This is a genomic window from Acinetobacter vivianii (assembly GCF_014635885.1).
Classification (GTDB): domain Bacteria; phylum Pseudomonadota; class Gammaproteobacteria; order Pseudomonadales; family Moraxellaceae; genus Acinetobacter; species Acinetobacter vivianii.
The window spans coordinates 22285-36126 of record NZ_BMDR01000010.1 but is presented as its reverse complement, the minus strand read 5'-3'; the positions used below and the strand labels follow the sequence as shown (position 1 = coordinate 36126).

The window sequence follows — 13842 nt, the reverse complement described above, 5'->3', positions numbered from 1 at the left end:
CCTTGAGGAAATTTAGTTAGATTCGGCCACTCCATGTGACCGATTTATTGATCACACTTCAGACAAACTCGGTAATAGCTTCGGAATGAGTAATTCGTTCAGGCAGCCACTCGCGAGCAATTCACTTGCTTGCTCGATATCTGGCGCAAAGAAACGATCTTCACTGTAGTAAGGCACTTGATCACGCAACACTTTACGCGCACGCTCAAGTTTGGGAGAACTCTTCAATCCTTCACGGAAATCAAGGCCCTGACATGCACCTAGCCATTCAACTGCAAGGATGCCGCGAACGTTGTCAGCCATATACCACAAGCGTTTCCCAGCATTCGGCGCCATGGAAACATGGTCTTCCTGATTTGCAGAAGTCGGTAAACTATCAACACTGGCAGGATGTGCAAGTGCTTTATTGTCACTTGCTAACGCAGCGGCTGTTACTTGAGCAATCATGAAGCCTGAATTGACCCCACCATTGGCAACCAAGAACGGTGGCAGCTGTGACATGTGACGGTCCATCATCATTGAAATACGGCGTTCAGACAGTGAACCAATTTCTGCAATCGCCAATGCCAAGTTATCCGCTGCCATCGCAACAGGTTCCGCATGGAAGTTACCACCCGAAATCACATCGCCTTCTGCTGCAAATACCAATGGGTTATCTGACACTGCATTTGATTCGATTTCCAGTACTTCTGCCGCTTGACGGATTTGAGTCAAGCAAGCACCCATGACCTGTGGTTGGCAACGTAGTGAGTACGGATCTTGAACCTTGCTGCAATCTTCATGTGAATGTGAAATTTCACTCGATTCAGTCAATAAGTCACGATAAGCAGCAGCCACATCAATTTGACCACGTTGACCACGCACTTCATGGATACGGGCATCGAATGGCGCGCGTGAACCCAGCATTGCTTCAACGCTTAGACCGCCACATACGGTTGCAGCAGCAAATAAATCTTCCGCTTCAAACAAACCACGTAAAGCATAAGCGGTTGAAACTTGCGTACCATTTAACAGTGCCAAGCCTTCTTTCGCCGCTAAAGAGATAGGTTCTAAACCTGCAATTTTAAGTGCTTCAACGGCTGGTAACCATTCACCTTTATAGCGTGCTTTACTTTCGCCCAGTAATACCAAAGACATATGTGCAAGTGGTGCCAAATCACCTGAAGCACCCACAGAACCTTTTAATGGAATATGTGGATAAACTTCCGCATTAATCAATGCCAAAATGGCATCAATCACCTTACGGCGAATACCAGAAAAACCACGTGCCAAACTGTTTGCTTTGAGCAACATAATCAGACGCACCATCGCATCATCAAGCGGCTCACCTACGCCAGCAGCGTGGGAAAGTACCAATGAACGCTGTAATTGCTCTAGATCTTCTGGTGCAATTTTAGTTGAAGCAAGTAAACCAAAACCTGTATTGATACCGTAGGCTGTACGGCCTTCATTCACGATTTTTTCGACACAAGCAACACTTGCATTAATGCCAGCAGAAGCGCTGTCATCGAGTTTCACTTTGATTGGATTTAAATAAGCGTGGCGGAGATCTGCTAAGGTAAGTTTGCCGGGTTGAATTAGAAGTTCCATTGTTGGCGTCCTGTTTTGCACTCTATTGTTCTCTTACGATGCTGTTTACACAATTGCAAAAAGCATCGTAATGTCCTTGTCTGTTTATTGCGTGATCATTGGCAAGTTCAAGCCTTGCTCTTTGGCACAGTCAATTGCGATGTCATAACCCGCATCGGCATGACGCATTACCCCTGTTGCAGGGTCATTGGTCAGTACACGTGCAATACGTGCTGCTGCTTCATCTGTACCATCACACACAATCACCACGCCTGAATGTTGAGAGAAGCCCATACCTACACCACCACCGTGATGCAATGACACCCAAGTCGCACCGCCAGCAGTATTTAACAAGGCATTCAATAATGGCCAGTCCGATACAGCATCTGAACCATCTTTCATTGATTCGGTTTCACGGTTTGGACTAGAGACTGAACCTGAATCCAGATGGTCACGACCAATCACGATTGGTGCTGAAAGTTCACCACTACGAACCATTTCGTTAAATGCCAAACCAAGTTTTGCACGTAAACCTAAGCCGACCCAGCAAATACGTGCTGGTAAACCTTGGAAGCTGATGCGTTCACGCGCCATATCTAACCAGCGATGTAAATGTTCATCATCTGGAATGAGTTCTTTTACTTTGGCATCTGTTTTATAGATATCTTCTGGATCACCTGAAAGTGCAGCCCAGCGGAATGGACCAACACCGCGACAGAACAATGGACGGATATAGGCAGGAACGAAGCCTGGGAAATCAAAGGCATTTTCTACGCCTTCATCTTGCGCCATTTGACGGATGTTGTTGCCATAGTCAAAAGTTGGCACACCCATTTTCTGGAAATCCAACATCGCTTGAACATGTTGCGCCATCGATTGTTTCGCTGCTTTCACTACAACTTCTGGCTCAGTTTTCGCGCGTTGACGGTATTCTTCCCATGTCCAGCCAATTGGCAAATAACCATTTAATGGATCATGTGCGCTGGTTTGGTCAGTCACCATGTCTGGATGTACGCCACGGCGAACCAACTCAGGTAAAATTTCAGCAGCATTGCCATGCAGTGCAATCGAAACAGCCTTGCCTTCTTTGGTATATTTTTCAATACGCGCTAATGCATCATCCAAATCAGTTGCTTGCTCGTCGACGTAACGGGTACGTAAGCGGAAATCGATACTGGTTTGTTGGCATTCGATATTGAGTGAACATGCGCCTGCCAGTGTTGCAGCCAAAGGTTGTGCACCGCCCATACCGCCTAAACCAGCCGTTAAGACCCAACGACCTGTTAAATCACCATTGTAGTGTTGGCGACCTGCTTCTACGAAAGTTTCATAAGTACCTTGTACAATGCCTTGGCTACCGATATAGATCCAAGAACCAGCCGTCATTTGCCCATACATTGCAAGACCTTTGGCATCCAGTTCATTGAAATGCTCCCAAGTTCCCCAATGTGGTACAAGATTCGAGTTTGCAATCAAAACACGTGGTGCGTCTTTATGAGTTTTGAATACACCTACTGGCTTACCCGATTGAACCAATAAAGTTTCATCTGTTTCTAAATTCTTTAGGGTTTCAACGATCTTGTCGAAACATTCCCAGTTACGTGCAGCACGACCAATACCACCGTAAACAACGAGTTCTTTTGGATTTTCTGCGACATCTGGATCTAGGTTATTCATCAACATACGCAATGGTGCTTCTGTTAACCAGCTTTTGGCATTGAGCTGTGTACCACGCGGTGCGCGAATTTCTACATCACGAAATTTTGTTGTCGTTGTTGTCACAATCGGACTCCTTCCATTGAGTTTGAACCAGCAAATTAATCTGCTTTTACTGTATAGCAATGTATTAACTTGTATATACATCCATATACTACACAAAACTTTTCTATTGAAAAGATGCTTTTCAAATCTTTTATGAAAATAAATTACAAGCTAATGAAATAAATGGATTTATTTTTTATAGGCAATAAAAAAACACATACAACCTGAGACTGTATGTGTTCTCAAAAATACAAGAAAACTAGATTTTTATGAGTTCAATTAGACAAGTTTGCTTTAAAATCTGTGGATTCAGAACCACCTTTTTGAGTGATTTTTCCTGCTCAATATGAAGACTTTCCTGATGCTGCAATTGAAAAATCTGCCCATCAATTTCAATATCTAACAGCTCTGTACTCTGATTAAATATAAAAATCAGATCAGCCGAACTAAAAATCTCAGTCTTTGTCGGTTCAAAATACCATTGCAAACGTGCATGAAACTGCTTGGGATCAAAAATCAGATTAAAATCCCGAATCGGACCATCAATCAATTCACAACGGGTCGCACTGTCACCGCTAAACTGTACTGATTGCAAAATCGTTAGAGATTCATGCTTATCATCAATACTAAGCTCGATACCCTGACCTTCCAACACGGTTAAGATACGCTGCATCCCGTTAAATCGGGAAAAATCGCCTGCGCTTTTGACATCTGCCATGGAAATACGCCAGTCAAAAGTATCCAGATTTTCACCCGCACTACGCGCCAGTTCAACCGTATAACCTGCACCATTTTTCCATAGCATCTGCCGATAATCAGTACTACTTAACTGCTTGATCATTGGGTAAATTTACCTTCCAGATAATAACGGCTACCCGGATAAATCAAACGTGCGCTGGAAATCAGTTGTTTATTCGACCAAGTTCTGCGACGAATCAATAAACACGGTTCGGTCTTATTAATTTTCAGCCATTTACATTCTTGCGCTGAGGCTAGAATTGCGGTCACTACATGTTCGCCTTCGGTCACAGGTGCTTTCGACATTAGATACGCATTGGGTGTAATGGATTTAAAATCCTGTGCCAAGTAATCTGGGATCAACATTGGATCGACCAAACGATCTTCAATCTGTACAGGCACATCATTTTCATAATGCACGATAATCGAATGAAACAATTTTTGGCCTTCCCGAATCTGCATCAACATGCTTTGTTCAGCATTTGCCTGAATCTGTTCCAAGACCAACACTTCGGCATGATGTTTATGATTTCGGGCAATAATTTCTTCGGCAATATTATTGACATGGAATAAGGCCGTTCGACCTTGTCCTTCGGCAACAAAAGAACCGACACCTTGGATACGCACCAACAAACCTTCGCTGGTGAGTTCACGTAAGGCACGGTTCACGGTCATACGACTACAACCGAGTAAATTGACCAGTTCACTTTCAGAAGGAATCTTTTTATTAACCGTCCATGTTCCTTCATAAATCTTTTGCGAAATCATTTGTTTCACACGTAAGTACAAAGGAACTGGACTATCTTCTTCTAGAGACAAATCCAAATCATTTTGCTTTGTCACTCTTGACATTGGCTAAAACTCATACTAAATATTCTAAGTCATTGTATATTGAATTAATGCAAATTGTATATACAAGCCTATACAAATAAACATTTTAGCTTAAACCCTCTTCTGATCCTCTAAATTTATATTTAAAAAAATTCCTCTTCCACTTATACCGTATAGCGTTTACTTAAACCCCATTCCGCCAAAATACGACGGTACATGGTCGAAGAACGATCCGCTTCAAAATGGGCCTCCATACTAATATCTAAAGGCAATTCTTCGGGTTTCTGTGCCTCTACCATCTCTTGATCTTCTGCAAAAATCTGCGCATTAAAATCATAGACGGCCTGTAAATCCCCCGTAGTATCGAAATTACGGGTTAATGGTACAAATAAACGGGTCTTGTTATGTGAGATTGGGCAGCAGGCATTTAAAATCTTGAGCACGCCATCATTTGGAAAATGGATTGTCAGTAGCGCTGAAAATGGTGGATAAACATCAAAAATCCGCTCCCACACAAAATCATCTGGCGCGAGATGCTGCATCCCATGCGGATAATTGCTGACATTGCTGGTGTAGTTTGTATGCAAGCCATAATCGGTACGTTCAGTCGAGTATTTGGGTACGACTGGATTATCTCGGTCTGCAAAAGCCTGATGATGTACCCAAGCAAAATGTGCGACATCAATAAAGCCCTCTAATTGACGACCACTTGAACCTGCAATATCGACTGAAGGTGGCAAAATGGCTTGATGCTCCTCCTGTTCCCATGTGTCCAACACAGGGAAATTCGCCAAAGTTTCTTCTCTGCCCAGAATACTGGTCCAGACCAATCCATATTTTAAAACCACAGGAAACTTGGTCAGAGAAAATCGATCTGAGATTTTAGTTAAATCAGGTTGAGCTGGGATTTTGATACATTTTCCGTCTTCATTGAAATGCAGGCCATGATACGGACAGATAATGGTTTCACCCTCCACCCAACCCTTACTCAAAGGCACACCACGGTGCGGGCAAATATCTCGTGCCAGATGAATCTGCCCGGTTTCAGTCTGATACAACGCCAAATTCATATCCAGTAACGTCACTTGCTGAGGTTTGTGAGTTACGTCTTGAATGCGTGCGACCGGATACCAATGCTGCGCAAGAATCTGCCAATCCTGATCATCAAATTGGCTGTGACATGGCTTATTTGGAAGATTGATGAATGGAATTGCGTTCATATCCTGTGCTCATTTTTAAGGTTTTCTCTGTTTTTGCAGTGTGGAATAGATCATTATTTTCGTCTATTAGAATGAATTACATGCATCATTCTAAAAATTAGAACAGTATCGGCATTAAAATTGCTTTTGTATTTGCACCAGTTTTTATATTGAGAGCACGTAATGGCCCTGCCATTTTCACGTTTTGCCGATTATTTTATGGCTGTAGCCAAAACAGGAAGCTTGAGAAAAGCAGCCGATCAACTTTTCATTTCTGTATCGGCAGTCCATCGGCAAATTGTTCTGGCAGAAGAAGAGCTTGGCGTGAGTTTATTCGAACGGCGACCCAATGGATTAAAACTCACCTTGGCTGGTGAACTGCTCTATGCCGATTTACGCACTTGGCAAAAAGGCTTTCAAATCACGCAAAAACGTTTAGGTGAAATTCAGGGCTTGCAGCGAGGCTCGATTGAGTTTGGAATGATTTCTGCATTAAGCGAGAGCTTTGTCAGCACTGTTATTCAGTCAATTCACCAACAATATCCATGGATTAATTTTCAGATTCATGTATTGGACAGTGACAATGTGGCTGATCTGGTGATGAATGCAGATCTCGACTTTGGCTTGATTCTTAATCCCAAACATCAGCACCAGTTACAGATCAGTGCGTTCATAGAAATGCCCTTAGGCTTTGTGATTCCAAAGCAGCATCATTTAGCCAATAAAGAAAAAATCTATTTCTCGGATACACTCGAATTTAATCATATATTGCCTGCCGAACCTTTGATCATTCATGACCATGTTACGGCCTTATATAAAAAACAGGACTTCCATCCACAGCATAAAATTGAATGCAATGATATTCGTATGATGATTGCCTTACTCAGACAAAACCTAGGTATTGGCCTGATGAGTTATCTGGATGCCGCGCCATACATTGAAAATGGTGAATGTGTATTTAGAACAATTGACGATAATGGCCTACATCCGATTACGGTTGCGTTATGTGTTGCACCAAAACGGCAACTTTCCCGAATTGCGCAAATCATGATGAATCAGATCATTGCAGAAATGGAAGCACTAAAATTGTGCATGTACAAACATATTTAGCAAATAAAATTGCATTTTTGCACCAAAATAAATCAAACAAGTTATTGATTTTAATAAATATAATATTTGACACTCGATTATTCTATCGAGTAATTTGATGTGAAGATTCAATGATTTCACAATTCAGGCATTGCTATGGTTCAGTCCAATACAGACATTGATTTTACCGCCAATTATCCGCGAGATATGATCGGTTATGCTGATCGCCCTCCACACGCCCAATGGCCCAATCAGGCAAAAATCGCTGTGCAGTTTGTGCTGAATTATGAGGAAGGTGGAGAAAAACATATCCTGCATGGTGATGAAGGTTCAGAACAGTTTTTGTCTGAAATCAGTGGTGCCGAAAGTTATCCTGCACGACACCTTTCAATGGACTCAATCTATGAATATGGTTCACGTGTCGGTTTCTGGCGGATTCAGCAAGAATTTGCCAAACGCCAATTGCCCATGACTATTTTTGCTGTGGCGATGGCACTGCAACGAAATCCACTGGTGGTCGAAGCGATTAAACAAAATAACTATGATGTGGTCTCACATGGCTTACGCTGGATTCATTATCAAAATATTGATCTTGAAACCGAGAAGCAACATATGGCTGAAGCCATGCAAATATTCAAAGACCTGTTTGGTGAAATGCCAACGGGCTGGTACACAGGCCGCGATAGTCCGAATACTCGTCAGTTACTGGCTGAATATGATCATGTGCAATATGACAGTGATTATTACGGCGATGACTTACCTTTTTGGACAACACTCAGTAATGAAACGGGCACAACACGACCGCATTTAATTATTCCCTATACGCTCGATACCAACGATATGAAGTTTGCTTCACCGACTGGTTTTAATCGTAGTGAGGATTTCTTTGAATATTTAAAAGATGCTTTTGATGTACTGTATGCGGAAGGTGCAACGAGTCCGAAGATGCTTTCGATTGGCATGCATTGCCGGATTTTAGGACGGCCTGCCCGCTTCAAGGCGTTACAACGTTTTCTGGACTATGTGCAAAATCATGATCGAGTCTGGATTTGTACCCGTCAGCAAATTGCTGAGCATTGGTATACGCATCATCCTTATCAAGGAAGCCTCAATAAAACTCTAATGAATCATGTAACCAACATTAAATAATAAGAATATCTTCATATTAACAAATTGATCAGCTCTTAAAGAGCTGATCTTATTAAATAAAAAGTGAACACTCATTTTGGTGATGAATTAAGAGTTATTATTTTCTCTGCTACTTTTCCATTTAACTTGAAGTCCGTCATTTGGCACTTCAACTTTCTCAGCATGATCAGAAACCACTCCTTTATCATTTATTGGCATATAACTAACTAACGCATTTCTACCAAATCCACGTAGTACAACTTGCGCATTTTTTAAAATTACATATTCGCCATGCTCTATAGTATTATTTTCAGGAAATAAGTCTTTATGCTCTTTTTTAACTAAATAAATAGCATTTTTATCATTTTCTTGTAATGAGCTCAAAGCAAAATTTGTTAGCTTCTTATCATCCATAAAAATACTATAGAAATAAATTGGAATAGTAATCATAAAAATTAATGCTACGCTCATCTGAGTATATTTCTTATCACCTGATAAAGCACCATCTCTTTTAGTTTTCTTAAAAGCATAAAAGAATAGATATGATATAAAGCTATTTGCTAGAAAAAGCAGAACACCTATCCAGCTTTCCCCCCAAAAACCAACTCCAAACAAAATACTTAAAGGAAAAATAAATACGAAGACACCAAACATCATTATTTTTTCAAAAGAAAAATCTAATAAAAAATTCATAAGTCTATCAAATTCTTTATAGCTATTTTTATAAAGAGCATTTAACACTTTAATAAAATTAAATATAAAAAATCCAATAATCAGTAGTGATCCAATAAAAAAAGCTCCCATAAGTGCAAACTTACAGGAGATCAGAATGAATAAAAAACCATCACCCACAGTTAAATCTTTGGGAAAGTAATTAATTTCTTTAAAATGAAAAAGTGCTAAAACTATACCAAAAAATAAAGATATTTTAAAAATATCAGTAGAAACATTAACTATCGCTCCTAACCTTAAAATTATAAAACCAGAAAAACTTGACATAAATTTATATTAACTCCTTATAAGCTAATATAAGAATATCTTTAATTTTTTAATTAGGCTATTTTTGCCATGTCCATACTCCGCTGCTGTAACAGCTTCACCGCTTGCTTTGCTTGCCAAGCCAACTCCATCATATCCAGATCAGGAATCTGATCATTCTCCATCACCATTTTCCCAGCAACAAACATGGCCTTGATATGCGCCCGTCCAGCACTTGCCACAGGCCCTATCGCCAAGTCATGTAAACCGAAATAACGTGGATCGTCCAATTGATACACCACCAAGTCGGCCTGTTGCCCTACTTCAATCGTACCGACTTGATCTAAGCCCAATATCTTGGCGCCGCCCGCTGTTCCCCAACGGATCACATCCTCAATACTGGCAGCATCTGCACCACCTTCAAATTGCCCACCCTGATATTGTGGTGTCGCCAACATGCCCTTTCTGGCCCGTTGCAACAACCATGCAGCATGGGTTTCAGACAACATATCTGCGGCTTCGTTAGAACCTGCGCCATCAACGCCAATCGAAATGGTCATGCCTGCCTGTTCCAGAGCAACAAGATCGGCAATGCCACTGCCCAAACGTGCATTACTCTGTGGACAATGCGCGATTCCAGTTTGAGATTGACCCAACAACTGAATTTCTTCAGGCAGTAGTTTCACTAAATGCGCAAACCAGACATCACTTCCGATCCAGTCCTGTTCAGCGCAAAACTGGACTGGAGTCATACCAAACTTGGCTTTGGCAGCATCCAGATAATCCACCGTTTCGGATAAATGACTATGCATCCGAATCCCGAATTGTCTCGCGATTTTGGCACTTTCCCGCAATTGTGGTGCTGTGGTCGAATGCAGGGTTGAAGTCGGTGCCATTACAATTTTTCGAAATGCATCTGAACCTGATTGATGATATTGCTGCACCAAACGCTCAATATCCATTATATAGTCTTCAAACTTCTCAGAGCGTAATGCTTGTGGCAATTCACTTTCCAAACCGCGCGTGAGCGTTGCACCACCACGACACAACACAAAACGCATGCCTAACTTTTCGGCTTCATCAAATAAGATTGCCGCACCATCGAACGGCATCTTTGGCCAATACAAATAATGATGATCCGCCACTGTTGCGCAGCCTGAACGTAATAACTCAATTAAGCCAATCCGTACCGCAACCCTGAAAGTGTTTTCATCAAACGCACCACGAAACCGATACGGCGTACTGGCAAGCCATGAGGTCAGGTTTTGATTCATTCCTTGTGGCTCACCCTTCAATAAAGACTGAAATAAATGATGATGTGTATTCACCCACGCAGGGTAAATTACACAATCTTGGGCATCAATCATCTGTTCATTCGGCTGGGCAGTTAACTGGCCGAGTTCAGTAATTTTACCTGCCTGAATTCGAATATCACTGAATGAACAACGTGCTGCATTCCCAGCTAACCCTGTCAAAATAGTATGTGCATTTTTAATTAAATAACTATGATTCAAAGACATTAGACTCATACTTGCTCACTCTCATGCCATTTGTTTAAAAAGAACTGACTTAATAAGGACATCAAGACAAATAAGCCTAAACCTGTGCAGGTAATCAGGAATAATGCAGCAAACATCAGAGGTAAATCTAACTGGAAGCCTGCTTGCAAGATTTGATAAGCCAAACCTGCACTGGTTCCACCCGCCCCAGCAACAAATTCGGACACCACAGCACCGATCAGTGCCAAACCACAGGAAATTCGTAAGCCACCAAAGAAATAAGGCAGAGCATTCGGTACACGTAAGCGCATGAGAATTTGCCAGCGACTGGCTTTATTGATTTGAAAAAGATTGAGTAGACCTTTGTTGACACTACGCAGACCTAAAGTGGTATTGGTCAGTATCGGGAAAACTGCAACCAGCATGGCACACACCACCAATGCCAAAGTTGTATTTTGAATCCAGATGATGACCAATGGTGCAATCGCAACAATCGGCGTGACCTGAAATAAAATGGCATAAGGCATAAAACAGGCTTCGACCACACGGCTTTGTACAAACACAAAAGCCACCAATGTGCCGATAATCACCGCACACACAAAAGCCAGTAAAGTAATTTTTAGCGTGACCCACAAACTGCCAAATAACACACTGGACTGATTGATCATCGCCATAACGATATCACTCGGCTTTGGCACCACATAAATAGGCACTTCTAGCTGTTGAAAACTCAACTGCCAAAACAACAGGAAGATCAAACCAAGCCCAAGTGGCGCAGCAATACGTTGAACCGTTGGATGTTGTATCAAAGGTTTAATCATGATGATGTCCTCCACTTGCCTCAGCCAATAATTGCGATAGATGCGAACATTGTTGAATAAAGATGTCTGAGCTTCTAAAGGCTTCATCACGTAGATAAGGCCCTTCAATTTCCAGATCGGCGACCACCCGCCCAGGTCGCGCGCCCATCACAATCACGCGCGAAGATAAATACACTGCTTCATAAATACTATGCGTGACAAAAACTACGGTTAAATCACGTTCAGACCATAATTGGCGAATATCGCTATCCAGTTTATGGCGGGTAAACTCATCCAATGCGCCAAAAGGTTCATCCATTAACAATAAGTCTGGTTCTGTCACCAGTGCCCGAGCCAATGAAGCGCGCATTTGCATGCCCCCTGAAAGTTCGCGTGGGTAGGCTTTGCTAAACTTCTCTAAACCCACGGCTGCTAAAGCCGCCATCACTTTCGGGGTGCTAACTGATTTTGAGATATGTTGTAAATCGAGTGGCAAACGAACATTGTCTTCAATATTGCTCCACGGCATGAGCGTTGCTTCCTGAAACACCATAGCCATTTTGCATTGGGATTGAATATCAGCTTTACCATTCCAGCGCACCACTCCGGCAGATGGGTGCTCCAGATCAGCAAACATTTTGAGTAAGGTACTTTTACCGCAACCTGATGGCCCAAGTAATGAAACAATCTCACCACGTGCAATATTTAAATCTAAACGCTGTAATGCATTGGTGCCATTCGGATAAATTTTCTCTACGCCTCTGGCCATGATCATTGGCGTGACAAAGCTTGAAGATTCATGGATTGGCGTATCCATTGGTAAAGCAGAATTCATATGGTTTCCCCTTTGTGCCAGTGCCCTATTTTTTAACCCTAAAAAATCCTGATCGACATTCCAGATTATTTGGCTGGTTTAATAAATTGCGTGGTATAAGCGGTTTTCCAATTGGTTTTAGTGTTCAGCAACCCTGCACTCACCATAAAATCTCGCGTTGCTTTCCAACGTGCATCCGTCATAACGCCAATGCCTTGAGTCTTGGCATCGCCACCATCAATCAATTTCAATTTCCGCATTTGTCCTACAGCAAAGGTGAGTAACTCATCATTCATATTCGGATTTTCTTTTTTAATGATGCTATTGCCCAAACGTGGATCAGCTAAATAGTTTTTCCATCCCTCCATCGAAGCTTTGACAAAACGGCGCAGCACATCAGGTTTGTTTTGATTGACATCATTTCGTGTCACTAAAATACCGCCATAAGCTGGATAGCCTGCGTCAGCAAATAAAAAGAAATTACTCGATGGTTCTGCTTTTTTGGCTTGAAAGACTTCAGAGGTCGCATAGGCTTGTTGTGCGACATTTTTGCCTGCTAAAAAAGGCTGCATATTGAAGGTATACGGGCGAGCTTGTGCTGCATCTAATTTATATTTACCTTTTAACCAAGGCCACCAGCTTGCTTGTCCACTGGTCGAAACAAGAATGGTCTTTCCTTTCAGATCGGCCAAAGACTTTACATCGTTATGGGTTAGTACACCTTGCGGATCAAACTGAAATGGCGCTGCAACCGCTTTAATCGGAAAATTGCTTTCAATGCCTTTTAAGACCTGTAGATCATAGTTAATAATGATGTCAGCACGTTTTGATAATAATAAAGTCATGTTGTTGACTTGTGGCCCACCGATTTTAATATCGACATCAAGGCCGTATTTTTTATAAATTCCTTGTGCTAGTGCCTGATAATATCCACCTTGCTCAGCTTGCGCATACCATGTGGTTTGTAACACAAGTTTATCGGCTGCATAACTGGTTGAGCTGAGAACGGTGACAAAGCCCAATAACGCGCTCGCGATAACAGTACGTCGTCCTTTGCCTACATAGTGTTGAATATTCATAAGTAACACCCCTAAATCTGTATGGATTCATCTTGCTATTCTTTTTAGGGGGTCAATCAATGTATAAGCTACACATTTCTCTCAAAGCCAAACTCAAGTGGCTTTGTCCCCGAAAGAGGAACAGCAAACGCTGTAGAGCAATGTCCCGCGTGTTTGGTACACACTGACCGCTTATACTCAGTAAGGATTTAGCAAGCTCTGTGCCAAGATTGGTTTCACTTTATTTTTCATAGGCATAATCTAGTCTGAATTTATTTTTGATTATTTTTAGATGAATAAACCATATTCATTATCTTGTTTTGTAGGCCATAAAAAATTAGACTGTATTAAAAATGCACTATTTTAAAACAGCTCAAT

Annotated in this window: 12 protein-coding genes; 2 read left to right on the top strand and 10 right to left on the bottom strand. The window is 41.7% G+C overall.

The genetic code is table 11. The features are described 5' to 3' along the window. Nucleotides 1-51: 51 nt before the first annotated feature. The 5 genes from hutH to IEV36_RS16535 all read right to left on the bottom strand — a co-directional run bounded on the left by hutH (nt 52) and on the right by IEV36_RS16535 (nt 6119). Complete coding sequence (gene hutH / locus IEV36_RS16555; RefSeq protein ID WP_004772773.1) at nt 52-1590, bottom strand: histidine ammonia-lyase; 1539 nt, start codon at nt 1588-1590, stop codon at nt 52-54. 84 nt (nt 1591-1674) lie between these two features. After that, nucleotides 1675-3351, bottom strand: a complete 1677-nt coding sequence (gene hutU / locus IEV36_RS16550) for a urocanate hydratase (protein WP_004772775.1) — start codon at nt 3349-3351, stop codon at nt 1675-1677. A gap of 238 nt (nt 3352-3589) precedes the next feature. Further along, nucleotides 3590-4171: a HutD/Ves family protein gene (locus IEV36_RS16545; protein ID WP_005258177.1), complete on the bottom strand. Its 582-nt coding sequence runs from the start codon at nt 4169-4171 to the stop codon at nt 3590-3592. Continuing rightward, nucleotides 4168-4920 carry a histidine utilization transcriptional repressor HutC gene (gene hutC / locus IEV36_RS16540; RefSeq protein WP_005258179.1) on the bottom strand — a complete coding sequence of 251 codons (753 nt, stop codon included), beginning with the start codon at nt 4918-4920 and terminating at the stop codon, nt 4168-4170. Before hutC ends, IEV36_RS16545 begins: the two co-directional genes overlap by 4 nt. A 143-nt stretch (nt 4921-5063) precedes the next feature. After that, the gene (locus IEV36_RS16535) at nt 5064-6119 is read right to left on the bottom strand and encodes a Rieske 2Fe-2S domain-containing protein (protein WP_004772780.1); all 1056 of its coding nucleotides are present in this window, start codon (nt 6117-6119) and stop codon (nt 5064-5066) included. A gap of 162 nt (nt 6120-6281) precedes the next feature. On the opposite strand from IEV36_RS16535, the gene IEV36_RS16530 reads away from it, so the two are divergent. Beyond that, nucleotides 6282-7208, top strand: coding sequence for a LysR family transcriptional regulator (locus IEV36_RS16530; protein WP_005258180.1), 927 nt, complete (start codon nt 6282-6284; stop codon nt 7206-7208). A 135-nt stretch (nt 7209-7343) separates the two neighbouring features. After that, nucleotides 7344-8336, top strand: a complete 993-nt coding sequence (gene puuE / locus IEV36_RS16525; RefSeq protein WP_005258181.1) for an allantoinase PuuE — start codon at nt 7344-7346, stop codon at nt 8334-8336. 87 nt (nt 8337-8423) lie between these two features. Here puuE and IEV36_RS16520 read toward each other — a convergent pair whose 3' ends face one another. From IEV36_RS16520 to IEV36_RS16500, 5 genes are all read right to left on the bottom strand, one after another. Then, a complete protein-coding gene (locus IEV36_RS16520) occupies nt 8424-9314 on the bottom strand; it encodes a hypothetical protein (protein ID WP_005258182.1) in 891 nt (296 codons plus the stop codon). 53 nt (nt 9315-9367) lie between these two features. After that, nucleotides 9368-10822: an amidohydrolase family protein gene (locus IEV36_RS16515; protein WP_005258183.1), complete on the bottom strand. Its 1455-nt coding sequence runs from the start codon at nt 10820-10822 to the stop codon at nt 9368-9370. After that, nucleotides 10819-11613, bottom strand: a complete 795-nt coding sequence (locus IEV36_RS16510; RefSeq protein WP_005258184.1) for an ABC transporter permease — start codon at nt 11611-11613, stop codon at nt 10819-10821. Before IEV36_RS16510 ends, IEV36_RS16515 begins: the two co-directional genes overlap by 4 nt. Then, on the bottom strand, nt 11606-12427 hold the full coding sequence (locus IEV36_RS16505) for an ABC transporter ATP-binding protein (protein ID WP_005258185.1): 822 nt from the start codon (nt 12425-12427) through the stop codon (nt 11606-11608). The genes IEV36_RS16510 and IEV36_RS16505 overlap by 8 nt, the downstream gene beginning before the upstream one ends. Nucleotides 12428-12492: 65 nt before the next feature. After that, nucleotides 12493-13485: an ABC transporter substrate-binding protein gene (locus IEV36_RS16500; protein WP_005258186.1), complete on the bottom strand. Its 993-nt coding sequence runs from the start codon at nt 13483-13485 to the stop codon at nt 12493-12495. Nucleotides 13486-13842: the final 357 nt, after the last annotated feature.